Annotated in this window: 25 protein-coding genes and 1 pseudogene; 10 read left to right on the top strand and 16 right to left on the bottom strand. The window is 30.2% G+C overall.

Translation table 11 applies throughout. The annotated features are described in order from the left end of the window. Positions 1 to 27 precede the first annotated feature (27 nt). The gene (gene mqnF, locus CAMP5118_RS02835) at positions 28 to 1,251 is read left to right on the top strand and encodes an aminofutalosine deaminase family hydrolase (RefSeq protein WP_337216557.1); all 1,224 of its coding nucleotides are present in this window, start codon (positions 28 to 30) and stop codon (positions 1,249 to 1,251) included. Beyond that, positions 1,239 to 2,132 (top strand): signal peptide peptidase SppA, encoded by an 894-nt coding sequence (gene sppA, locus CAMP5118_RS02830; RefSeq protein ID WP_337216556.1) that lies wholly within the window; start codon positions 1,239 to 1,241, stop codon positions 2,130 to 2,132. Before mqnF ends, sppA begins: the two co-directional genes overlap by 13 nt. On the opposite strand, the gene ribD is transcribed toward sppA, so the two are convergent. Beyond that, positions 2,129 to 3,121 (bottom strand): bifunctional diaminohydroxyphosphoribosylaminopyrimidine deaminase/5-amino-6-(5-phosphoribosylamino)uracil reductase RibD, encoded by a 993-nt coding sequence (gene ribD, locus CAMP5118_RS02825; RefSeq protein ID WP_337216555.1) that lies wholly within the window; start codon positions 3,119 to 3,121, stop codon positions 2,129 to 2,131. The genes sppA and ribD overlap by 4 nt on opposite strands. Positions 3,122 to 3,230: 109 nt before the next feature. Here ribD and CAMP5118_RS02820 point away from each other — a divergent pair. Next, positions 3,231 to 5,151, top strand: a pseudogene (locus CAMP5118_RS02820) (motility associated factor glycosyltransferase family protein). A 472-nt stretch (positions 5,152 to 5,623) separates the two neighbouring features. Here CAMP5118_RS02820 and rimP read toward each other — a convergent pair. The 9 genes from rimP to CAMP5118_RS02775 all read right to left on the bottom strand — a co-directional run bounded on the left by rimP (position 5,624) and on the right by CAMP5118_RS02775 (position 13,805). Next, on the bottom strand, positions 5,624 to 6,046 hold the full coding sequence (gene rimP / locus CAMP5118_RS02815) for a ribosome maturation factor RimP (RefSeq protein WP_263678420.1): 423 nt from the start codon (positions 6,044 to 6,046) through the stop codon (positions 5,624 to 5,626). After that, positions 6,036 to 6,398: a 30S ribosome-binding factor RbfA gene (rbfA, locus tag CAMP5118_RS02810; RefSeq protein ID WP_039617407.1), complete on the bottom strand. Its 363-nt coding sequence runs from the start codon at positions 6,396 to 6,398 to the stop codon at positions 6,036 to 6,038. The genes rimP and rbfA overlap by 11 nt, the downstream gene beginning before the upstream one ends. Further along, the gene (gene infB, locus CAMP5118_RS02805) at positions 6,395 to 9,031 is read right to left on the bottom strand and encodes a translation initiation factor IF-2 (RefSeq protein ID WP_337216554.1); all 2,637 of its coding nucleotides are present in this window, start codon (positions 9,029 to 9,031) and stop codon (positions 6,395 to 6,397) included. The genes rbfA and infB overlap by 4 nt, the downstream gene beginning before the upstream one ends. Continuing rightward, on the bottom strand, positions 9,012 to 9,278 hold the full coding sequence (locus CAMP5118_RS02800; protein WP_337216553.1) for a DUF448 domain-containing protein: 267 nt from the start codon (positions 9,276 to 9,278) through the stop codon (positions 9,012 to 9,014). The genes infB and CAMP5118_RS02800 overlap by 20 nt, the downstream gene beginning before the upstream one ends. A gap of 24 nt (positions 9,279 to 9,302) precedes the next feature. Further along, positions 9,303 to 10,181, bottom strand: coding sequence for a homoserine kinase (thrB, locus tag CAMP5118_RS02795; protein ID WP_337216552.1), 879 nt, complete (start codon positions 10,179 to 10,181; stop codon positions 9,303 to 9,305). A gap of 8 nt (positions 10,182 to 10,189) precedes the next feature. After that, positions 10,190 to 10,597, bottom strand: coding sequence for a tRNA threonylcarbamoyladenosine biosynthesis protein TsaB (locus tag CAMP5118_RS02790; RefSeq protein ID WP_337216598.1), 408 nt, complete (start codon positions 10,595 to 10,597; stop codon positions 10,190 to 10,192). Positions 10,598 to 10,638: 41 nt separating this feature from the next. Further along, positions 10,639 to 11,523: a UDP-3-O-acyl-N-acetylglucosamine deacetylase gene (gene lpxC / locus CAMP5118_RS02785; RefSeq protein WP_263678415.1), complete on the bottom strand. Its 885-nt coding sequence runs from the start codon at positions 11,521 to 11,523 to the stop codon at positions 10,639 to 10,641. A gap of 2 nt (positions 11,524 to 11,525) precedes the next feature. Continuing rightward, positions 11,526 to 12,905, bottom strand: coding sequence for a M23 family metallopeptidase (locus CAMP5118_RS02780; RefSeq protein WP_337216551.1), 1,380 nt, complete (start codon positions 12,903 to 12,905; stop codon positions 11,526 to 11,528). Between the two features lie 72 nt (positions 12,906 to 12,977). After that, positions 12,978 to 13,805 carry a prephenate dehydrogenase gene (locus CAMP5118_RS02775; protein WP_263702711.1) on the bottom strand — a complete coding sequence of 276 codons (828 nt, stop codon included), beginning with the start codon at positions 13,803 to 13,805 and terminating at the stop codon, positions 12,978 to 12,980. Between the two features lie 78 nt (positions 13,806 to 13,883). Between CAMP5118_RS02775 and bamA the strand changes: the two genes are divergently transcribed. From bamA to CAMP5118_RS02740, 7 genes are all read left to right on the top strand, one after another. Continuing rightward, positions 13,884 to 16,100, top strand: a complete 2,217-nt coding sequence (gene bamA / locus CAMP5118_RS02770; protein WP_337216550.1) for an outer membrane protein assembly factor BamA — start codon at positions 13,884 to 13,886, stop codon at positions 16,098 to 16,100. A 50-nt stretch (positions 16,101 to 16,150) separates the two neighbouring features. Further along, a complete protein-coding gene (gene accD / locus CAMP5118_RS02765) occupies positions 16,151 to 16,993 on the top strand; it encodes an acetyl-CoA carboxylase, carboxyltransferase subunit beta (protein ID WP_012660961.1) in 843 nt (280 codons plus the stop codon). Positions 16,994 to 16,995: 2 nt separating this feature from the next. After that, entirely contained in the window at positions 16,996 to 17,451 is a 456-nt protein-coding gene (locus CAMP5118_RS02760) for a 23S rRNA (pseudouridine(1915)-N(3))-methyltransferase RlmH (RefSeq protein ID WP_263678409.1), read from the top strand. 8 nt (positions 17,452 to 17,459) lie between these two features. Further along, entirely contained in the window at positions 17,460 to 17,816 is a 357-nt protein-coding gene (gene dksA / locus CAMP5118_RS02755) for an RNA polymerase-binding protein DksA (protein WP_012660959.1), read from the top strand. Next, positions 17,813 to 18,796 carry a hypothetical protein gene (locus CAMP5118_RS02750; protein WP_263708296.1) on the top strand — a complete coding sequence of 328 codons (984 nt, stop codon included), beginning with the start codon at positions 17,813 to 17,815 and terminating at the stop codon, positions 18,794 to 18,796. The genes dksA and CAMP5118_RS02750 overlap by 4 nt, the downstream gene beginning before the upstream one ends. Further along, entirely contained in the window at positions 18,793 to 19,719 is a 927-nt protein-coding gene (locus CAMP5118_RS02745) for a tRNA dihydrouridine synthase (RefSeq protein WP_263678404.1), read from the top strand. Before CAMP5118_RS02750 ends, CAMP5118_RS02745 begins: the two co-directional genes overlap by 4 nt. A gap of 61 nt (positions 19,720 to 19,780) precedes the next feature. Further along, a complete protein-coding gene (locus CAMP5118_RS02740) occupies positions 19,781 to 20,101 on the top strand; it encodes a hypothetical protein (RefSeq protein ID WP_070256278.1) in 321 nt (106 codons plus the stop codon). Here CAMP5118_RS02740 and recO read toward each other — a convergent pair. The 6 genes from recO to CAMP5118_RS02710 are packed head-to-tail and all read right to left on the bottom strand — an operon-like array spanning position 20,085 to position 24,151. Continuing rightward, positions 20,085 to 20,699, bottom strand: a complete 615-nt coding sequence (recO, locus tag CAMP5118_RS02735; protein WP_263678402.1) for a recombination protein RecO — start codon at positions 20,697 to 20,699, stop codon at positions 20,085 to 20,087. The genes CAMP5118_RS02740 and recO overlap by 17 nt on opposite strands. 1 nt (position 20,700) lies before the next feature. Continuing rightward, positions 20,701 to 21,213, bottom strand: coding sequence for a cysteine hydrolase family protein (locus CAMP5118_RS02730; protein WP_263678400.1), 513 nt, complete (start codon positions 21,211 to 21,213; stop codon positions 20,701 to 20,703). After that, complete coding sequence (locus CAMP5118_RS02725; protein WP_263678398.1) at positions 21,206 to 21,967, bottom strand: ATP-binding protein; 762 nt, start codon at positions 21,965 to 21,967, stop codon at positions 21,206 to 21,208. Before CAMP5118_RS02725 ends, CAMP5118_RS02730 begins: the two co-directional genes overlap by 8 nt. Continuing rightward, complete coding sequence (locus CAMP5118_RS02720; RefSeq protein ID WP_263678397.1) at positions 21,964 to 22,650, bottom strand: 5'-methylthioadenosine/adenosylhomocysteine nucleosidase; 687 nt, start codon at positions 22,648 to 22,650, stop codon at positions 21,964 to 21,966. Before CAMP5118_RS02720 ends, CAMP5118_RS02725 begins: the two co-directional genes overlap by 4 nt. After that, entirely contained in the window at positions 22,647 to 23,567 is a 921-nt protein-coding gene (gene fabD, locus CAMP5118_RS02715; RefSeq protein ID WP_263678396.1) for an ACP S-malonyltransferase, read from the bottom strand. Before fabD ends, CAMP5118_RS02720 begins: the two co-directional genes overlap by 4 nt. Then, positions 23,567 to 24,151: an FKBP-type peptidyl-prolyl cis-trans isomerase gene (locus CAMP5118_RS02710; protein ID WP_039617371.1), complete on the bottom strand. Its 585-nt coding sequence runs from the start codon at positions 24,149 to 24,151 to the stop codon at positions 23,567 to 23,569. Before CAMP5118_RS02710 ends, fabD begins: the two co-directional genes overlap by 1 nt. Between the last annotated feature and the right edge of the window lie 6 nt (positions 24,152 to 24,157).

The raw sequence follows: 24,157 nt of genomic DNA, 5'->3' as shown, positions 1-24,157 counted from the left end.
ACAATTTCCCTTTTTAAAGGAGGTAAAATGTTTATAATAGCACCTAAAATCATCTTAACTTGCGATGATAATTTTAATATTTTAGAAGACAAAGCAGTTCTTTTTGATGATAATATTTTAGAAATTGATAGCTTAGAAAATTTACAAAAATCCCATCCACAAGCTAAGCTTATACCAACTCCAAAAGATACCTTACTTTTACCTGCTTTTATCAATCCACACACGCATTTAGAATTTAGTGCAAATAATGGAAATTTAGTCTTTGGAGACTTTTTAAAATGGCTTGATAGCGTTTTTAATAACCGCGAGCAATTAAACGAAAAATCCAAAGAAAAATTAATCTCACAAAATATCCATAAAATGCTAAAAAGTGGCACTGCTACCATAGGAGAAATTTCAAGCTTTGGGAGTGATTTAAGCCCTTGTGTCAATTCACAAGCTAGAGTGGTATTTTTTAATGAAATTTTAGGTTCAAATGCAAATTTTATCCAAGCTAAAAAAGAGGAATTTTTAACTCGTTATGAAAAAAGCATGCGTTTTAAAACTTCTAAATTTATCCCTGCTATTTCAGTGCATGCGCCCTACTCAACCCACCCAGAACTTGCCAAATTTGCTATAAAACTTGCTAGAGAAAATAATCATTTACTAAGTACGCATTTTCTTGAAAGCAATCATGAAAACAACTGGCTAAGGTTAAAAAAAGGTGGATTTAAAAAGAGCTTGGCTAAATTTAGCAAAAATCCTATGCCATTTTACACCCCACAAAGCTTTTTAGAGCTTTTTAAAGACCAAAGAACTTTATTTACACATTGTGTGTATTTTAAAGAATGGAATTTACTAGATAAAAATTTACACTCGATCACGCATTGTGCTTTTTCAAACAGACTTTTGAGTAAAAACACTTTTAAATTAAAATCTGCTTTAAAAAATGGTGTTAATATCCACCTAGGAACTGATGGTTTAAGTTCAAATACCTCTTTAAGTATGCTTGATGAAATGAGAGCAAATTTACTTATACATGATGATTTAGAGTTAGAAAATTTTGCTAAAATATTGCTTTTAATGGCAACAAACAAAGCCGCAAAAGCTTTAAATTTAAACCTAGGCCAAATTCAAAAAGGTAAAATAGCTGATTTTAGTCTTTTTGCTTTGCCATATAGCACAAATTTAAAGCAACTTCCTTTGCAGTTTATCTTACAAAGCAAAGAAGTGTTAAAACTTTTTATAGAAGGGAAAGAATGCAAATTATAAAATCATTTTTTAAAGGAATTGGAAAAATCATCTCTTATATCAACACTTATTTTAAAACCTTTGTGTTTTTGTTTATCGTATTTTTGATCCTTACTCCAAGCGGGGATAATGCCAAGCTTTCTAATGCAAACTTAGCGCAAATTAATCTTAAAGGTGAAATTAGCGATGCGAGCAATCTTTTAGAACAAATTTACAAAGTCAAAGATGATAAAGCTATAAAAGGGGTTTTGCTTTTTATAGATAGCCCTGGTGGAGCTTTTGCGCCAAGTATGGAAATAGCCTTAGCCATACAAGATCTTAAAGCTAAAAAGCCTGTGATAGTCTATGCAGGTGGAACTATAGCAAGTGGAAGCTACTTAAGTGCAGTGGGAGCTGATATGATCATCGCTAATCCTGCTAGCTTTGTAGGATCTATTGGGGTAATCATGCAAGGCTTTGAAGTAAGTGAGCTTGCACAAAAACTTGGTATAAATGAGCAAACTATCAAAGTAGGAAGCTATAAAGAAGCAGGAACTTTTATGCGTAAATGGAGTGAAGATGAAAAAGACTTTTTACAAAATTTAGCTAATCAAAGCTATGAACTTTTCACGCAATTTGTCGCTAAAAATCGCAAATTAGACTTAAATCAAACAAACTCATGGGCTGATGCAAAAGTGTTTTTAGCTAATGAGGCTTTAAAATTAAAACTCATTGATAAAATAGGCAATTATGAGCAAGCCAAAAAAGAGCTAGAAAAACTAGCTAAAGTACAAAACCCTATCTGGCAAAAAGAAGATGCCATAGATAAGTTTTTAAAACGATTAGAAGAGCAAAGTGCTGGATTTTTTGCTAACACTTTAGCACGATTTTTCACACAAGTAAGCTCACAAAAAATTTATTAAGATTTAATAATCTCATAAAATCCATAAGTATCATTTTCTAAAAAGCCTTTGTATAAAGGCTTTAGCTTTAAATCTAACTTAACATTTTCAAAGGTATTTAAATTTGAGCTTGAAAAAATCAAAAGCATATCTAACTCATCTTTAAAGGCTTTTAAAAAGTTCTCCCCACCCTCATACATGATAAACTTGGCTTCACTAGGAATACTTGTAAAAATTTCTCTTTTGGGCACGCTAAATAAAGGAATGTTTGGATCAAAACTTTCTAAATTTTGATGGCTTAGTATGCATAAATTTGGTGCTTTAGCTTGAACTAATCTTGCATCTAAAATAGGCCTATCATGCCTTATAGTTTCTCCGCCCACTACAAGCAAATCAAGCTTTGAACGTAATGCATGAGCATAGGTTCTACTTGCTTTAGAACTTACGATTTTACCATAAGCAGAGCCATTTAAAGAAAGGGCTAGTTTAAAAAATTTAAAACTTGACTTTTGCCATTTTAAAAAAGGCTTTAAAAGCTCTTTGGCTCTTTGCTCGCAAATTCCCATGTGAACTTTTACGCCTTGATTTTTTAAAAACTCTGCTCCACCGCTTGCGAGCTTATGCTCATCTTTAGTAGCGATAAAAACTTCGCTAAAACCAAGCGTGCTAAAAAGTTTCGCACAAGGTGGGGTTTTACCCTGATGATTGCAAGGTTCTAAACTCACATAAGCACTAGCGCCTTTTAGCAAGCCTTGATGATTTTGACAAATAAACTCATGCAAATCATTTGCATTTTGTGGTAAATCTAAATTTAGATTAAGTGCTTTTAAGGCTTTACTCACTGCTTCAAGTTCTGCATGAGCCTTGCCTGCTTCTTTGTGTGCTTCTATGCTTAAAATTTTGCCATTTTTATCTAAGATCACACAGCCTACGGCTGGATTGGGGTAGGTTAAAAGCTGATATTTCCAAGCTTCATCTATGGCTAAATTCATATAAAATTCGTGATTCATACTACCTTCTATCGTTTTACTTTTAAAAATATAGCAAAATATATTAACCACTTATCAATAATTTAAAATTTAAGTATAATAAAATCATGAACATTTTAAAGGATAAAAAATGAATTTATTTTTATTTAATAAAAATCTAGAAGCCTTAAACAATAAAATATTAAAAGAAAAATTAGAAAATTTTAAACCTCAAAAATTCCAAATTCTACAAGGAAAAGATTCTCTAGATATTAATTTTATACACCATGGGAAAGAGTGTACGCTATATAGTAATACTCTTAGTGAGTTAAATGAAAAACTAAACTTATATAATGATAAATATCTTTTATATCCTGTGCTTTATTTTTATGGTTTTGGAAATGGAATTTTATATAAAGCCCTTTTATAAAACAAATATAGACAAAAAATAGTTATTTTTGAAAAAGAAATAGAATTTATTTATCTAAGTTTTCAATGTATAGATTTTAGTGAAGAATTAAAAGATCGCCGATTAGTTATTTTAGATATAGAATCAATTGATATTAACACATATAACAACATCTGTTCAAATAGTCCTTTTTTCAACTTTACGTGTTTATTTTTTAGATATTCATTGTGATTATTATGAAAGATACCAAGAAGATATTATAAAAACGAATCAAAATATGCAAATACATATAAAACAAGCTATATTAGCAAAAGGAACCGACTCTCAAGATGCTCTCAAGGGTATAGAAAATTTTATTTACAACCTTCCGGATATTATTTCAAATTTTTCATTCAAAGAATTAATGCTTAAAAGAAAAGGTGGTTCCAAACACGCTATTGTAGTTTCAACAGGCCCTTCTTTAATTAAACAACTTCCTTTACTTAAAAAATATGCAGACAAAGCAACTATTTTTTGTGCTGATAGTGCTTATCCTATACTAGCAAAACATGACATAAAACCTGATTATGTTTTATCTGTATAAAGAATTAAAGAAACTAGTGAATTTTTTAATAATGATTTTGGAGAATTTGATCAAGATATAATTTTTATTTTATCAAGTGTCACACATCTTAACACGGTCAAATATTTAAAACAAAATCATCGTAAATTTATATTTATCCAAAGAATGCTACCTTTGGATAAATATTTTCACTTAAAGCAATTTGAATACTCAACGGGATGCCCCAGTGTTGCAAATATGGCTTATTTTTTAGCACTAAAACTAGAATATAAAAATATCTTTTTAGTAGGACAGGATCTAGCTTATGGCAGTGATGGATCTTCACATCCAGAAGAATATCACTACGGAAAATATGATACCTATAATCCTCAAGAAATCCATTACAACTTAAAAATATTAGCTTATGGTGGCAAAAACCTTATTCCAACAACAAATACATGGATTATGTTTAAAACCGAATTGGAGAAAAAAATATTATATGCAAAAAATTTTCTTAATATAACGACATATAACTGCACCGAAGGTGGAGCTAGAATAGAGGAAACTATAGAAAAACCTTTTAAAGAAGTTTGTCAAAAAATTCTTGAAAAAGAACCAAAAAAATATTTTACCAAACTTGAAAAATCTAACCTTAATAAACAAATAGAACTTATGTTAAAGTCGTTTTACAAAGTTCATAAAGCTATAAAAATATGCAATATTTTAGAAAAAGAATGCACTCTCACTTTTAATACTTTGTATTTTTTAAGCAATGATGAGAAAAATTTTAATAATATTATAAACCAATTAGATATCTTCAAAGAAAAAATACACAAAGTATTAATATTACGTTCTATTGCAGATTCTTTAAATGCTCAATTTGAACTCAATCTTGCTAGAATTTATATATTTAATCCAAAAACAAAAGAAGAGGCTTTCAATAAAAACCATCTTTGGATTAAAGAACACTTAGAATGGATACTCACAATAAATAGCCATATAAAAGTATTAAAAAATACTTTGAAAAAAAATATTATAAATATAGAAAATGAATTAAAAAATATGCATCTTCAAAAGTATATTTTAAAAATAGAAAAAACTAGATTACACTATCAATTTTAATACAAAAATAAAAATGCAAAAACTGCACTTTTATTTTCTCTAATTTTTGTTCTTACTCACTAAGAAATAAATACTTGCCAGTCTTAAATTTTTTGTAGAAAAAACAAAGACATTATTTTGCTTTAGGAAAGGATAAAATTCACACACTAAGAAAACAAATTCAATAATCAAAGCATCTTAAAAATTTTAAAACTAAGACATATATCTCATAATTTAAAAAATCAAATTTACTAAATATTTGTAAGGCTTTAATATATTAATTGTACTTTTTACTTTTTTCCAAAAATATCCTAAAAATTTTCATTTGAATTTTCTATTTGTGCTTGTATTTTATTTTCATTTAAAAAGTGAAATTCAACAATATTCATACTATTTCCCTTTAATCTGCAAATATAAAATTTTTATAGCTTTTTGTTTTTATGTTTAAATTCAATTATACAAAAGATGAGTAAAAATTTAGATTTCTAAATTTTTACCATTGTATGAAGGTTTTAGCTTTTCTTATATCGCTAAATTTTATAGTAGTTTTTTCTTGAGTTTCTAAATTTTCTAAAGTGATATTTTCATCATCTACGGCTATGATTTTTGCTTCGATTTTTTCTTTTTCACTAGTTGTGATTTTTACAAGCTCATTAATGCTTTTTGCAAAATGCTCGATTTTGCTAAGTTTTCTTTCAAGTCCACAGCTTGATACTTCTAAAAAATACTCCCCACTCACAGGTGGCTCTACATCAAAAATAGGCGATAAAATCTCACTAAGTCTAGCACAATCATCAAGATTTACCCCACCTTCTTTTTGCACATAAATTCTATAAATCTTTCTACCATTTTCACTGACTAGTTCATCATCATAAAAGCCAAGTCCTGCTTCTTTACAAAGTGCTTCAAGATTCATTTTGTTCCTTTTTGATTTTTTCAAATAAAGCATCCATATGGTTTTGATACTCTAATCTATCATCAAATTTAAAGTGAAAATTCGGACATCTATACCACCCTTGCTCGCTCATGCAGTAATTTTGCAAAGCACGGGCAGCTTTTTTAAGCTGATTGAGTATGATTTCTTGCTCTTGGGTATTAAAAAACATTTTATCTAAATACACAAAAGCATCATATCTGCCTTTTTTACACTCTACATCCACTACGCACAAATTTTTTAAAGCTTCGTTGTCTAAATTTGCTAAAGCTTCTGGTATAAGTTCTTTTAAAATGCTTTCTGTGCGTAGCTTTTTGATTTCAGCTGGATTCATAGGCTTACTTGTTCCTCAACTTCTTTGTAACTTTCTATATAATCGCCCACTCTCATATCATTACAACCTTCTATGCCTACACCGCATTCATAGCCTTTTGCAACTTCTCTTACATCATCTTTAAAGCGTTTAAGTGAGCTTACATTACCTTCAAATACCACAACTCCATCTCTAATGAGCCTGATTTTAGCACCACGATTGATCGTGCCTTCTGTCACCATACAACCTGCGATTTGTCCTAGTTTTGGTACATTGATCACTTGACGAATTTCAGCTTGACCAAGTTGTTCTTCAGAGATGATAGGACTCATCATACCGCCTAATAAGGCTTTTACATCATCAAGCAAATTGTAAATAACATTATAAGTTTTTATCTCTACGCCTTTATCTTTAGCACGTTCTTTGATCTCACCAGTTGGGCGTATATTAAAGCCTAAAACGATAGAGTTTTCACTAGCACTTGCAAGCTCTATATCACTTTGAGTAATTCCACCTACCCCACTATGGATGATATTAACCTTAATCTCATCGTTTTTGAGTTTTTCTAAACTAGCCTTAATCGCTTCAAGTGAACCTTGCACATCTGCTTTTAAAATCACAGGAAGGGCTTTTAAATTACCTTCTTTGATTTTAGCACCAAGTTCATCTATGCTTACTTTAGTGGATTTGCTTAGTTCTTTTTGGCGGTTGTATTCATGGCGTTTATTAGCATATTCTCTTGCTTGTTTATCGCTATCTACAGCTATTAGCGTTTCTCCTGCATCAGCTACTTCACTAAGACCTATGATCACCCCGCACTCACCTGGACCTATTTCTTTTAAAGCTTTGCCTTGATCATCACTCATAGCACGCACTTTACCATAAGCTTCCCCTGCTACAACAGTATTTCCTACTCTTAAAGTACCATTTTGCACGATGATAGTAGCCACAGGGCCTCTACCTTTTTGAACCGAAGATTCTATAATACTTGCTTTAGCGTGGGCTTTTGGATTTGCTTTAAGCTCTAAAATATCAGCTTGTAATAATACAATTTCAAGTAAATCCTCTATACCATCACCCTTTTTAGCTGAAACTGGCACAAACTCATGGCTTCCGCCCCATTCTACTGGCATGATGTCCATTTCTGCTAGCTGGGTTTTTACCATGTCAGGATTTGCGTTTTCTTTATCCATTTTATTAATAGCAATGATGATAGGTACATTAGCTGCTTTTGCATGATTGATCGCTTCTTTAGTTTGTGGTTTTACCCCATCATCTGCAGCTACTACGATAATAACAATATCCGTTATACTAGCTCCCCTTGCACGCATAGCAGTAAATGCCTCATGGCCTGGAGTATCGATAAAAGTGATTTTTCTACCATTTTTTTCCACCATATAAGCGCCCACATGCTGAGTAATCCCACCTGCTTCGCCACTTGCAATGCGTGATTTTCTTATATAATCAAGCAAAGAAGTCTTACCATGATCAACATGCCCCATAATAGTGATAACCGGGGCTCTTTGGCTTAAATTTTCTTCTGTTTGATTTTCATCATAATCTTTTACATAATCAAACTCATCAGCCTCATCAATGATATTAATCTCCACTCCAAATTCAGCAGCAAGAATTTCTATAGCATCTTCATCCAAAAAGTCATTTTTAGTCGTCATCATACCAAGCATAAAAAGTTTAGAGATAACTTCTCCAGTGTTTTTACCAAGTTTTTCAGCAAATTCATACACACGAATTTCTTTAGGTATACTTACACTTGTGATCGCTTCACTTTCTTTTTTTTCTACCTTTTTAGGTGGTTTTTTACGACTTCTTCTTTGTATACCACCCTCGCCAAATGGATTGATAGAATTATTTAAAGATTGCTTTAAGATATTTGGTTGTTTTTTGTTTGCTGGTTGTGCTGGTTTGTTTTCTTTTACACTAAAATCAGGTAAAACTACCATATCATCATCTTCTAAAGAGATATCAGCAAAGTCTTTATCTCCTAAAAGATCCATTTTAGTAGTGCTTTCTTTTTTGCTTACTACAGGATGATTTTTCTTTTCTTTTTTCTTTCTTTTTAAATTCTCATCTGAATTTGAAAAAATCATACTAAGGCTTAAACCTTGAGTAGTTTGTGTACTAAGTTTTTCTTCTTTATTTATTTGAGTTTCTTTGCTTTCTTCCTTTTTCTTTTTAACGATGACCAAGCCTCTTCTTTTGGCTAAATTTAAATTAGAACCTAGCTTTTCATCGAGTTTAATTTCTTCTTTTTTTTCTTCTAATACTTCATTTTTTATAGGATTTTCAGGTTGTTTTTCTTCTTTTTTTGTTTCATCTTTTTTTTCACTTACTGCTTTAACAGAACCTTTACTTTCTTTTTTAGTAGTGGTTTTTTTCTCTTCTTTTTTGCTTTCTTCTTTTTTAGTTGAAGTTTTTTTTGCTGTACTTTCTTTTTTAGGTTTGGCTACTTTTTTTACCACATCTAGTATTTCACCGGATTGAACGTATTGATAAATCGCTTCTGCGATTTCAGAAGATACTTTTTTGTTAGGGGATTTGATATCTTCTAAGCCCATTTCATTGGCTTTTTCTATAATTTCTTTACTTGTATATCCTAACTCTTGAGCGATCTCGCTAATCTTTACATCTGCCATTAAAAAATATCTCCTTTAAATCCTGCTGATTTATATTACCATGAAAATTGCCTTTGCAAGCTCTCATAAAAGCCCTTTGCAATGTTTTTTCATCTTTATCAAAACATGAATTACAAATATACAAACTCCTGCCAAATTTCACTTTAGTGATAATTTGAGAATTTTTTATTTGAAATTGTTGCAAATCTTGCTTTTCATAACGGCCTTTGCAAACAATGCACATTCTAATGGGTATATGATTTTTCAAAATTATATCTTTTTTTTGGAATTTTTAGCAAATTTTAAAGCCCTCATCATCAAATTCTAAAAGCTCAACTCTAAATTTAGCAAATTTATTTTTGATTTTTTCTTTGATTTGTTTAGCATCATCTTTATAAGCTAGAGTAAAAAAACTCGAGCCTGAACCTGAAAGCGTGCTCATGAGAGCATTATTATCTAAAGCTAGTTTTTGCACTTCAAAAAGCTCGGGCAAAAGCTTCATTCTTTGGTTTTGATGAAGTTTATCCAAACTTGCATATTTTAATAAATCATATTTTTTCTCTAAAAAGCAAGCGGTTAAAAATGAAGCATGGCAAAGATTAAAAACACCATCTTCTAGGTTGATTTTTTTAGCTAAAACTGCTCTTGATTTTTGAGTATTCATCGCTACATTTGGTATGGTTATAACAGCTTGTAAGTCTTTATCTACTTCTTTTTTTATAGCTAAAACTTTTTCATTATGAGTTAATGCACACACAAAACCCCCAAGTGTTGCTGGAGCTATGTTATCTGGATGGTTTTCATATTTTAAAGCTTCATTTAAAATGATATTTTTATCCGCTTTAAACCCACTTAATTCATAAGCACAAGCAATGGCTCCAACTATCACAGCAGAAGAACTTCCCATGCCTCTGGCTAAAGGGATATTATTTTGGAAAACAAAGCGGAAATTATCTTTTTTACCACTAAGTCTTTGATAAATTTCATAAAAAATATTGACAAAACTATTGTTTTTTTTAAGATAGATATTATTTTCACCTTCTCCGTGTATGCTAATACTAAAAAATTTAGATTTTTCAACTGTAGTTTGATTAAAATATTTTAAACTCAAACCCAAACAATCAAAACCAGGACCTAAATTTGCACTTGTAGCAGGAACTAAAATTTTCATTTTTTACCTTAATTAATCGCATCTAAAACATAAAAAGGTGTATTTTCTTTACTGAAATTTAAACCTTTTAAACTTTGGGGCATAAAAAAATTTCCCGCTTGTGTCTTTTCTAAAATAATTTCATCATCATCTTTTTTTACAAAACATAAATGTTTATTAGCGGCTATAGGAGCGTTATTATTTAGCTCAAAAGCACTAATAGCTTTTAAAGGTATATTTTTAACTATAGCTAGGGTTTTAAAAGAAACATAAGAAATTTTTATACCCATGTAAGAGCCTGGTCCATGTACATAAATAAGCTTTTCAAACTCATATTGTGAAAGTAAATCTTGCAGTATTTTTGGCAAAACTTCACTAACTTTTAAATCATTCTCAATGGTTTTTATCAATACATCATTTTCATAAATACCAAGCATTAAAGGTTTTGCTATGGCATTTAAAAGCAAAGTAACCTTTTTTATGCAAAAACCTTTTCATAAACTTTATATGCACTTTTTTCTAAACTTACCACTTCATAAGCACTAGGATCTTTTAAAAGTTCTTTGGTTAAAAGATGATTAAGTTTGTGCGAACCTGCATAAGAAGTATAGTCTCCAAAAACTCTACATCCAAGCAAGGTTAAATCACCTATGGCATCTAAAATTTTATGACGCACAAATTCATCTTTAAAACGCAAACCTTCAGGGTTTAAAATACGATTATCATCAATTACAACAGCATTTTCTAAGCTTCCACCAAGACCTAAATTCATAGCTCTTAAAGCTTGAACATCCTTTAAAAAGCCAAAGGTTCTTGCTCTTGCTATTTGCTCTATGTAGTTTTGTTTGCTAAATTCAAAACAATAATTTTGCTTACCTATAATAGGATTATCAAATTCGATTGTATAGTTTATAATAGGCATATCCGTAGGACTTAAACGCACAAATTTATTACCTTCTTTTACTTCTACAATTTTTTTAATCACTAAAATTTTTTTAGCCACGTCAAGCTCTTTTATGCCTGCTTCTTCAAGCATCATACAAAAGCCTATGCTACTACCATCCATTACAGGAGCTTCATTAGCATCTAAAACTATACGCACATTGTCAATACCATAAGCATTAATTGCACTCATTAAATGCTCTATAGTAGAAACATAACCCCTATGATCGCCTATTACAGTAGCCATTTGCGTATCGATGACATTTTCAGGCTTTGCTTCATAAGAAATTCCCAAATCACTTCTATAAAACACTACACCACTGCCAGCTTCTAATGGCTCTAATTTTATGCTAATAGGCTCACCCTTATGCAAACCTATGCCAACACCTTTAACTTCTTTTGCTATTGTTGTTTGATTCATTTTTATTCACTCAAAATTCTTTTTTTGCTTGACTCTAATACATTATAGATATTTTCTTTTATCCATTTTGCATCTTGCCATTGCTCAGGACGCACTTCAACACCTTGCACCAAAACACCAAAATGCACATGATCTCCAAGTGCTAAGCCTGTAGTGCCTGTAGTGCCTATAACATCACCTGCTCTAACTCTATCGCCCACATTTACATCCACATTAGTGCAGTGTCCATAAAGAGTATAAATACCAAAGCCATGATAAATAATAATATTTAATCCATAAATTCCATTTTCTTGTACAAATACCACTTCACCATCGTTATTACTAATAATAGGTGCTTCTTTTATGCTTGCTAAATCGAGCCCCATATGATAAGAGCTACTAAATGCTTGATTATTATAAGAATAAAATCTATGATCAGCATAATCAGCTACTTTTTGGCCATTTTTTAAAGGCTTGAAAAGATTAACTTTAAAATTATTAATCATAGTATCAGGAACTTTGCTTGTAATATCATGAATGATAACTTCATTAGAAGCTCTTAAATCTTCATTAACAAATTTAAATTTTTCAAGCCTGCTTAATTCTCTATCTTTTGGAGCATATTTTTGTGCTAAAAATTCAATCTTACCATCTAAAAATCTATCACTTACTTTTATATTTGATACACGGTATTTTTTATTGGTAAAATAATATCTAATTCTTTGCTTGTTTACGTTACCTGCTTTATCTACTGCCACTACATAAGCTCTAAAGTGCTCATCAGTCGCCTCCCAAGGAATCAAAGCAACATAATATCCTTCTTTCACATAAGGAGTTGCTTTAAAAATTTTATCTTTATCGGTTGTGATATAAACTTCTTGTAAATTCTCATCACTTGCTTTAAATACCACACTACCTACTCCACCTTGCTCGATTTGGTAAGAATTATCTAAAATTTCTACAAGCGGTTTTTTGGTATCAATGATAACTTTTACTTCTTTAAGTGCTTGATTTCCTAAAAAGAAATTCCAAAAACTACTATCACTTGCTTCTATTACAAGTTTATATGAATCGACTTTTTCTTTATAAGCTGGTTTTGGTAATTTTAAATCAAAATGAATGCTTTTTTTATTGCCTTTAACATGCTCATTAACAAGTATTTCACCATTTAACTCATTTGCCTTAAATAAAGTAACTTTTATATCTTTTAAAACACTTTCATCGCTTATTTCTATAGATACAGGATCTGTTAGATTACTATAAATTACATCTGATTTTGTTTGAATCAACGGAGGATTTTTTTCAAACAACTTTGTATTTAAAACAAACACCACAAAAGCTAAAAGTATTAAAAAAACTACAAAAATCCATTTTTTATTTGATCTTTTACGCGCAAAAACCATATTTTCACTTTCAATCTATTTTTTTAAAAATATATTATTCTTTAGCAAATTAAGAGTAAATTATAAAAAATTTTATAGAATTTCTCTTAATTTATTTGCACTTTTAATCCAAGTTTCAAGCTCATTTATATCACATTTTTCTATCATTTTTTTACATTCTTGTAATTCTTTTTGAAATAAATCAATAGAATTTAATAAATTTTGTTTATTTTGCTCAAAAATACCACTCCACATTTGAGGGTTTGACTTAGCAATCCTGCACATATCTTTAAAAGAAGGACCTCCTAAGTGAGCTATATTTTTTTTATTTTCTTCTTTCATCACAAAATTTGCCAAAGAAAAACTAATCACATGCGGTAAGTGTGAAATGATAGAAGCATGGTGATCATGCGCGATACTATCCATAAATACAAGCTTCATTCCTAAATCTGAAAAAATTTCTATAGCTCTTTTTTGATGAATATGATCAGCATTTTGCACATCACATAAAACACAAACTGCATTTTTATATAAGTCTTTTATAGCTGCATTTGGACCACTATTTTCAGTTCCTGCCATAGGATGAGCTGCGATAAATTGACTTTTCAAATAAGAAGGTAAATTTTTAATAATTTCTTCTTTTGTACTTCCAAGCTCGATGATAGTACAATCTTTAGAAATGCCTTGAAATTCTTTTAAGATTTTTACAATAGCTCTTACAGGAATAGCTAAAAAAATCACATCACATTTTTTTAATTCTTCAAAAGAAACAATTTTATCTATTAATTTTCGCTCTAGTGCGATTTGCTCAAATTCTTTGTTTATATCATATCCACAAACTAAATCTATTAATTTATTCTCTCTTAAGCTAAGACCCAAAGATCCACCTATTAAGCCAAGTCCGATTATACCTACTTTCATAAATTTTCCTTAAAAAGCATTAGTTAAAAATATTTTGGTATTATAACGATTTTGTATATAAAAATTTAGGTAGATTTGATGAAAAAATGGTTTGTTTTCTTTGCACTCTCAAGTTCTTTATGTGCAGCTACGATTAAAGATATAAAATTTGAAGGCTTATCGCAACTTTCTAAAGAAAGTGCTATTGCGATTTCTAAATTAAAAATAGGACAAAAAATTGATCCTGCTAGTATAGATACAGCGATTAAAAATCTTTTTGATAGAAATTATTTTAAAGACATAGTAGTAGAAGAAAAAAATGGGGTGCTGATTTTTAAAGTAGTAGAAAAACCTTCCATTGGAAAAATAGATATTCAAGGTATAGCAAGTAATGATAGAAAACAAATAGAAAGCCTTGTTGGCTTAAAACCTGGAATTTTATATGATGAAAATTCAGCCAAAGATGCAGCCGAAAAAATCAAACTTTTTTATCAAGCCAAAGGTTTTTATGATACTGTTGTAGAAATCAAAGATGAAAAATTAAGTAATTCAAGCTCATTAAAACTTACTTTTGTTGTAAATCGTGGGGAAAATATCATCATAGAAAAAGTGCATTTAAGTGGTGCAAAAAATTTAAGCTATTCAGATATTGAACCTGCGGTAGCAAATAAACAAAGAGAAGCCCTAGGCTGGATGTGGGGCTTTAATGATGGTAAGCTTAAAATCTTTGATTTAGCAAATGATAGCTCAAGAATTTCAGATGTATATTTAAAAGAAGGTTATCTTGATGTGAGCGTATCTCCTGCTTTTTTAAATACTTACACGGATACTTATCAAGCTGATTTAACTTATTTTATCAACGAGGGTGAGGTTTATAAAGTCAAAGGGATTAAAATTTTTAATCCAATTTTTAGTGATGAAGAAAATGAAGCTTTGGTAAATGATTTAAAATTAAGTGTTGGAAAAATAGTTAATATAGAAAAACTAAGAGAAGATATAAAGACTATAGAAACTAAAACAGCAGATTTAGGCTATGCTTTTGTACAGGTTATACCTGATATACAAAAAGATAAAGAAAATCATGAAGCTATGATTATTTTTAAAGTCATACCTAATGAAAAAGTATATGTTAGAAATGTTGAAATTTCAGGCAATACCAAAACAGTTGATAGAGTTATTCGTAGAGAGCTTTACCTAACCGAAGGTAATCTTTACAATAGAACTGATTTAATAGACTCAAGAAATGCCTTAAGAAGAACTGCATATTTTGAAAATGTAGATATTAAAGAACAAAGAGTAGATGATACGCATATTGATTTGATAGTAGAAGTCAAGGAAGCTTCAACTGGAGCCATTTCAGGTGGTATTGGTTATGGAACTAGTGATGGAATTTTACTTAGCGCTTCATTATCTGATGCAAATATCTTAGGCTCTGGTATGAAAGGAAGTGTGAGTATAGACAAAGGCGATGATACACTTTCTGGTAGAGTATCTTTAAGAAATCCTAGAGTAAATGATAGTGATTATTCTCTTGGAGGATCATTATATTCGGATCGTTTAGAATGGGATAGCTATGATGAGAGAAACTATGGTTTTGACATAAGCGTTGGTAAAACTTTAGGAAGATATACAAGCATAGATTTAACTTATAATCTTGAACAAAGTGATATTTATCATTTAAGTGATCGCTTAATCGCTCAAGGATATAAACTTGGTAAAACTTATAAAAGTTCTATCACTCCTTCGATAGTGTTTAACAATACAGATGATTATTATTTACCAAGATCAGGTTTTATCGCCTCAACTTCGCTTGAATATGCAGGCTTAGGCGGGGATCAAGAATTCATAAGTTCTACTACTAAATTTAATTATTATCAAGGCTTGGAAGAGTTTATAGGTTGGGATTTGATTTATCGTTATAAAGCGAGTTTTTATAAAGTATGGGATCAAGGCTATTTACCTATCAATGAAAAATTATATCTTGGTGGTATAGGAACTATTAGAGGTTTTGATAGAAGAAGTGTGAGTCCTAAAAATGAATGGGGTGATGAAACAGGTGGTACAGTGGCTTTTGCAAATTCTGTAGAACTTAGCTTTCCAATCTTTGATAGAATCAAACTTAGAGGTAGTGTATTTTTTGATTATGGTGCTATAGGAGAGAGTTCTTTAAATCAAATTCAAAGATGGAGTACAGGCGTTGGCTTTGAGTGGTTAACCCCACTAGGTGCTTTAAATTTAGTTTTTGCTAAACCATTTAATACTAGCTCAAAAGATGATTTGAGCAAATTTGAGTTTATGTTGGGTGCAAGATTTTAAAAGCAATAAAATCTTGCTATAATTTTGAAATTTTATTTTAGGTAGAGATAATGAATTTTTTAGATATTTTTTCTAGTATAAGACGCAAGCAAGCCGCTCCAAGCGAAGCTCCAAATCACTGGGTAAAATGTAATTCTTGTCATGCGTTAATGTATTATAAAGAAATAGAAACTTGTTATAATGTTTGTCCTAAATGTAATTTTCATATGAGATTAAACCCTCTAAAACGCATTGAATTACTTAGCGATGAAGGCTCTTTTGTGGAAATGGATAAAGACTTACATGCAATCGATCCACTTAAATTTGTAGATAGCAAATCGTATAAAAAAAGATTAGCAGAAAATGAAGAAAAAACAGGTAGAAAAAGTGCTATAATAAGCGGGGAATGCACCATAGATGGGATAAAAACTCAATTAGTTGTTTTTGATTTTTCTTTCATGGGTGGAAGCTTAGGCTCAGTAGAAGGTGAAAAAATTCTTAGAGCTATTGAAAGAGCGATTGAGAAAAAAACCCCTGTTGTTATAGTGAGCGCAAGCGGTGGAGCTAGGATGCAAGAAAGCACTTATTCTTTAATGCAAATGAGCAAAACAAGTGCAGCATTAAAACTGCTAGCAGAAGAAAAACTTCCTTATATTTCAGTATTAACTGATCCAACTATGGGTGGCGTAAGCGCGTCTTTTGCTTGGCTTGGAGATATCATCATGGCTGAACCTGGTGCCCTAGTAGGCTTTGCAGGAGCTAGGGTAATCAAACAAACCATAGGGGCTGATTTACCAGAAGGCTTTCAAAAGGCTGAATTTTTACTTGAACATGGGTTGATTGATGCGATTGTAGAAAGAAGTGAACATAAAAAATTTATAGCAGACTTTTTAAGATTTTTTTCTAAAAACTAAAAATGCAAATTAATCTTTTAAGCATTCAAAAAAATAATAATGATGAATTTAGCAAGATAGATGAGCATTATACTAAGCTTATTAAGAAATTTTGTAGTTTTAATGATATATGTGTTTTTAATAACAAAATTAATCAAGCACAAAATACTAACGCCATAGAAGCAAAAAAATCTTATACAAATGCACTAAGTCCTTACAAAAAAGGTTTTTGCATAGCATTAGACGAAAAGGGTAAAGAATTTACAAGTGTAGAATTTGCAAAATTATTGCAAGATAAAAATGAAATTACATTTTTTATAGGCGGTGCTTATGGATTTGAGCAAGAATTTATTGCACAAATGCATACAAGTATAGCTCTTAGCAAAATGACCTTGGTGCATAAATTTGCTAAAACTATGCTTTTAGAGCAAATTTATCGTGCATTTTGCATTAATACAAATCACCCATATCACAAATAGGAGCGTTTATGCAAGAATTAAATCTTGAAGAATTTAAAAATATATTACTTCAAAGACAAAAAGAAATTTTACAAGAACTTCAAGGCAATATAGACAATATCCATAATCTACAAGATAGTGAACCTAGAGATGAAGTTGATTTACAGCAAATTGACAATAGCTCTCATATCGACTTTAAAATCAATGAAAATTTAAAAGCTGAACTAGAAGAAATTAAACATTCATTAAGCAAAATAGATAACAATACTTATGGTATTTGTGAATATTGTGAAGATGATATTCATCCTGAAAGACTTAAGGTTAAACCTCACGCAAAATATTGCATAAATTGTCGTGAAAATTTAGAAAAAAGGAAAGAGCTATGAAAATTAGATTATTTTTCTTTGCAAGTTTAGTTTATCTTCTAATCATCGCAGCCTTAGTTTATAATCTAAATTTAGGAAATTATACTTTTACAATTTCCACTTTTGAATTAAATTTGCCTATTAGCTTATGGGTTGTTTTGCCTGCTTTACTTTTGATGATACTAGCTTTAGCACATATGAGTTTTTATGGCTTTTTAAAACATTTACAATATAAAAATCTAATTAAAGATAGTAAAAATTATGAAAATTTTATTATTGATATTTTTTTAAAAAAAATAAGCAGGGTTAAATTCAAAACTCAAGAATTTCAAAACATTGCAAAAGATACGCAAGCTCTTTGTTTTAAAGAAAAAATTCAAAATCCCAAAATAGATGAAATTATTGATATTTTTGAACACTTAGATAAAAAAGAATTTGTGGAATTAAAAAAATATAAATTAGATTCAAATAATGAAATTTTCATTTTAAATGAAAAAAATCGCTTTCAAAATGATAGCAATTATGCTTTTTCTTTTATCAAAAACAAAGATACCTTAGCTAGTGAGCTAGAAATTTTTGCTTATAAAATGGTATTAGAAAATGCGCCTTATAGTCAGATTAAAACACTAAAAGTTCAAAAAAACCAAGATGATATTTTATTGCTTTTGGATAGATTTGAAAAAGAAAACTTAGAATTAAATCACGCTGAAATCGAAGTTTTACTTAGTATGAATACTTTGGATGATAAGTCATATTTACGCTGTGCTAAAATACTTTGTAAAAAAATAGAACCTCAAGTGTTGATTGCTTTATTTAAAAAGTTAAAAGATAATTATTCTCAAGCTTTAAGAGCTTATCTTTATACTTTGGCAGAATTTGGTATGTATGATGAATTGCTTAATGAATTAGGAAATGATCAAAATGAGCATAAAGACTTTAGACTCTTGCTCTTTTTAAGAGAACATAATAAAAAAATAGAACTTGAAAAATTAATACAATGATAGATTTTAATAAAAAGCCTTTATTTTTAGCCCCTATGGCAGGTTTTTCTGACTTGCCTTTGAGAAATTTAGTTAAACAATTTGGGGCTGATGTAACCATTAGTGAAATGATAAGTTCTAATGCCTTAGTATATGAGAGCTCAAAAACTCTTAAAATGCTAGAAAAAGCTGAACTTGAAAATCCTTACATAGTTCAAATTGCAGGCTCAGATGAAAGTGTAATTCAAAAAGCGGTAGAAATTTTAAATCGTTTTGATTTTATAGATGGGATTGATTTTAATTGTGGTTGTCCTGTAAATAAGGTTATAAAACAATGCGCAGGTAGTGCTCTTTTACAAGATCTTGATAAATTACAAAGAATTTTAGAACTTATCAAAAAAGCAAGCAACAAAAAACTAACTAGTGTCAAAGTAAGATTAGGATTTGATAAAAAAGATCCCATCGCCATCGCTAAAGCGTGTGAAAATGCTGGAGTAGATTTTATCAGTATGCATGGTCGCACTAGAAAACAAATGTATAGTGGAAATGCTGATTATGAAGCCATAGCTTTAGCCAAAGAAAATATCAAAATTCCTTTAGTTGCAAATGGTGATATTAGTGAAGATAATGCCAAAGAAGTGTTTAAAATAACAAATTGTGATGCTTTGATGATAGGACGTGCAAGTGTAGGAAAACCTTGGATATTTTATGAGATAAAAACTGGTAAAAAAATCGAAAAAGCTATGAAAAATAAAATCATTTTTGCACATTTTGAAGAAATGTTAAAGCATTATAAAGAACAAGGCATAAGCATCTTTAGAAAACACTTACATGAGTATTCTAAGGGCTATGATGATGCTTCTAATTTTAGAGATTGTGTTAATCGCATTAATGATGCAGAAATTATGCGAAAATATATTCAAGAATTTTTCAATAAGGAATGATTTTTGCTTGTAAATTATCAAGCAATATGAATGAAGAGATACCATAAAACAAGGAAGGTTCATGGCAGCTCATATCAATTCAAAAGGGATTTACAAAGCATTAGGTGGCATTAGAACAAGTGCGAATAATTTAGCAGCACATGCTTCAAAGCTTAACAATCAAAGTTTAAATTTCGAGCAAGTTTTACAACAAACCCAACCAAAATGTATAAAAACTTGTTTACAAAATTCTCAAAAAGAACTTGAAAATTTGCTTGAAAATATTAAAAATAGCCAAGATACTATCACAAAAAATATACACAAAGATAGTGCAAATATCATTGCAAGATTAAGACAAGAAGTCATTATGATGTATGATATTACCCTTAAAAACCCTCTTTGATAATTTTATATAAATTATCAATATATTCATCGCTAAAATGCGATGAATTAAAACTCCTATATAATTTTACAAGATCTTTAGCATTAAACTCATAACCAAAAGCACATTTTTTATGAGCGGGCAAAAAAGCTCTTACTAGTACAACATTTTTTTGAATATACTCATCACAATAAAAACATACAAAACTTTTATGCAAACGCCCTTCAAAATCTAAAATTTTTAAATAAGCATCCACTATAACACGTTTGCAATCTTGCTTTTCAAAACGCTTAGCACAATCTTCTAAAAGCTCAAAATAAAAACTATCAATTTCCTCAACATCTTTTAAATGCCAATAAAAAAGTCTAATAAATTCCTGCCAAAAAAACATTCTCTCTCTATCTAAAATCCAAGAAAAACCAATATGTAAAACATCTTTTAAACGTGGTAAAAATCTCGAACTTTCTTCAAGCTCAAAATCAATCTTATACCCACTTAGTATATTAGAATGACGCATGCCATAAAATCTATAACTTTTAATAACTTTTTTAGTACTTAAAAGATAAACGATTAAATCCTCATCTTTTACACTCTGAGTGTGTAAAATATACCCTTGCATTTTATAAAAGTTCTATGCCATAAGCTTGCAAAATTTCATATGCACTATTTTCCAAAGACTTACTAAAACTCGCTGTTGCATTTTTATGTAATATAATTTTTGAGTTAATGCTAGCGCTTTGAGCTAAAATAATATTACTAAATACACAAATATGTGAAACAAGACCACAAAATTCTATACTTTCATAATAATTTTGTTTTAAAAAATTGGCTAATTCTAAGCTACCAAAAGCATTCTTATAAAATATTTTTTTTGCATTTTTTAAATACACATCAAAATCACCTGGCATTTGCCAACCTAAAGTATCTCTAATGCAATGATAAGTAGGTAAATTTTTTCCTTCTTGAGTTTTTAAATAATTTTCATCATGCGTATCAAAAGTAAAAACAATATCACCTTGATGATTTTTTAAAAGAGCAAGAATATTATCTTTTATCTTGGTAGCTTCTTCAAAACCCAAGCTACCATCGATAAAATCATTTTGATAATCAACAACAACTAAAAGATTAGCCATTATCCTTGACCATAAAAAAGCTATCCGTGTGGATATTTTCAAATGCAGTTTTTAAACTTGTAAATAATTTTGGATTTTCTTTTTCTAAATTTGCCAAAAGCTGCTTAGCTTCTTCTCTTGCATGAGGAAATTTTACATTTTTTTCACTTAATTTCATGCCAGGACAAAATTCATTACCAATTACTTCTAATTCATTATTAATAGCATTTTCTCTTAATTGTCTTTCTCTTACAAAAATCAAAGGACGAATAACCTCTACACCTCTTTTGCTTTTATACTTGGGAGCTAGACTCCTAAGAGAGCCATTATAAATAAAATTCATAAAAAAACTCTCTACCGCATCATCTAAATGGTGAGCTATAGCTAATTTATTAAAACCATTTTCCAAAGCATAAGTATATAAAGCACCACGCCTCATTCTTGAAAAATAGCTACAAAAACTTGAATTTTTTCTAATCGTATCACCTGAAATTTCATAAATATTAGAATCAATCACTTCATGATCAATATCATGTTCTTTGCAGTGATTATGAAGTTTAGTATAATCTTCACCCATGCCATAGCTTAAAGTTACTGCTTTAAGTTCAAATTTAAAAGGCGCATGTGCTTGCATACGCTTTAAAAGATGTGCTAAGGCAAGCGAATCTTTTCCACCGCTAAGTCCTAATAAAACTTTATCATTGTCTCCTATTAAAGAAAATTTAGCATTAGCTTTAGCTACTTCTCTGATTAGTTTTTTACTAAGATTTATCATAATTTCTCACAAATTTTTAAAACAAAATTAGCTGAAATTTTGGCTGATTTTTCTACAAACTCATCAAAGTCAAATTCAGCTTTCTCACCTGCTTTATCACTCATAGATCTTAAAATCAAACATGGAATTTTTAAAGCATCACACACCAAAGCCACACTAGCTCCTTCCATTTCACAAGCATCTGCATTAAAAATTTCTCTAATTTTTGCTTTTTTATTCTCATCACAAATAAACTCATCACCCGTAGCGATAACACCTGATTGTAATTTAATACCAAGTTCTTTAGCAACTTCTATGGCAAGATTATTTAGCTTATCATCTGTTTTTATAAAAATTTCATTACCAGGAACATAGCCAAGCGGATGCCCAAAAGCTGTGATATCTAAATCATATTGAGCTAATTTTGTAGCATAGATTAAATCCCCTATTTCTAAACTAGGATTAAAAGCACCAGCCACACCCGTAAAGAGTAAAAGCTCGGCTTTAAATTTTTCTATCATAATAGTCGCACTAAGGGTAGAATTGACTTTCCCTATCTTAGAATAAGCAATAATTAATTCATGATTTTTATATTTTGCAAGATAATAAGTATTATTTGCATATTCTATTGTTTGATACTCTTTTAATGTTTCTAGTAAAGGAGTGACCTCTTCAGGCATAGCTCCTAAAATAGCTATTTTCATTTAATTACCTTTAAAATTTCATCAATGTCTTCTATTTTACTCAAAGTATAAGTTTCTTTTTGAGTGATTTTTTTATTTAATCCCTTTAACACATTTGCACCAAATTCTATATAAAAATCTACTTCTTCATCTATTGCTTTAATACTTTGTTTATAAAGAACAGGCTTGATGAGTTGCTCGCTTAAAAGCATTAGAGCTTGATTTTTATCATTATACACTTTTGCATTAACATTTGACACTACGCTTTTAAAGCTCTCTTTTAAAATAGGTTCTAATTCTTTTGTAAGTTTTAAAGAAGCATTTTTTAATAATGGACAATGACTTGCAACGCTCATGTTCAAAAGCATAGCTCTTTTAGCTCCTGCATTTTTAAACTCACTCTCATAAAAAGCTAAATCAGGCTTTAAACCTGCTACTACAATTTGCCCATCACAATTATAATTAGCCGCAAAAATGTTTTTTTTCTCACTCAATGCTTTTTGACAAAGTTCTTCTACCACTTTATCTTCAAGCCCTAAAATCACCATCATACCAGCTTCTATTTTAGAGCAATCTTCTTGCATAAACTTACCGCGTTTATTAACAAGCGCTATAACATCTAAAAAGCTAAATGCATTTTGGGTTGCCAAAGCACTGAATTCTCCTAGCGAATGACCTAGGCTGTACTTAGCTTCTATATCAACTTGCTCTTTCAAAGCTTCATAAGCCATTAGTGAGTTTAATACTATGGCCATTTGTGTAAATTCGCTTTTATTTAAATTTTCATTTTCCTTAAAAAGCAAATTTTTAAAATCAATTTTACAAAAATCACTAGCATTATCTAATAATTCTTTCGCTTTTTTAGAATTATCATAAAAACTCAAACCCATGCCAACACTTTGAGAACCTTGACCTGGGAAAATAAATGCGCTATTCATTAATGACCACCGCAGCAACCGCCGCCGCCATGTCCGTGGCCACCACAACATCCACCGCCACCATGTCCGTGATGATGATCATGATGATGTCCTCCACCACCACATCCACAGCTTCTACTGCCTGCAATAATTCCTGTTAAAATTTCATCTTCACTTGCAGCTCTAACATCTACAATATTGATTGAAAACAACAGGTCTTTTCCTGCATAAGCATGATTGTAATCAATAGTAACTTCATTTTCGGTGATTTCTCTAACAATTACTCTTACCGTATTACCATCTTCACCTTCGCCAAAAAGCTCCATACCAACTTGCAAATCAATCCCTGCAAACTGCTCTTTTGGTAAAGTTTGTAATGCATTTGCATCATATTCGCCCAAAGCATTTTCTTTTTTTATCACAATATCAGCATTACAAGGAGCATTAAGCTTTTGAATTTCTTCTTCTAATCCTTCTAAAATTTGACCCTTACCTAAAATAAAAGAAATAGGTTCAGCATAAATATTTGATTCTAAAACTTCATTAGTATTTGCATCTTTTAATTCATAAAACATTGAAACTACACTATTTTTTTCTATAGCCATTTTATC

It is taken from the genome of Campylobacter sp. LMG 7929 (assembly GCF_024723595.1).
GTDB lineage: Bacteria > Campylobacterota > Campylobacteria > Campylobacterales > Campylobacteraceae > Campylobacter_D.
This window is presented reverse-complemented; position numbering and strand designations above follow the sequence as displayed.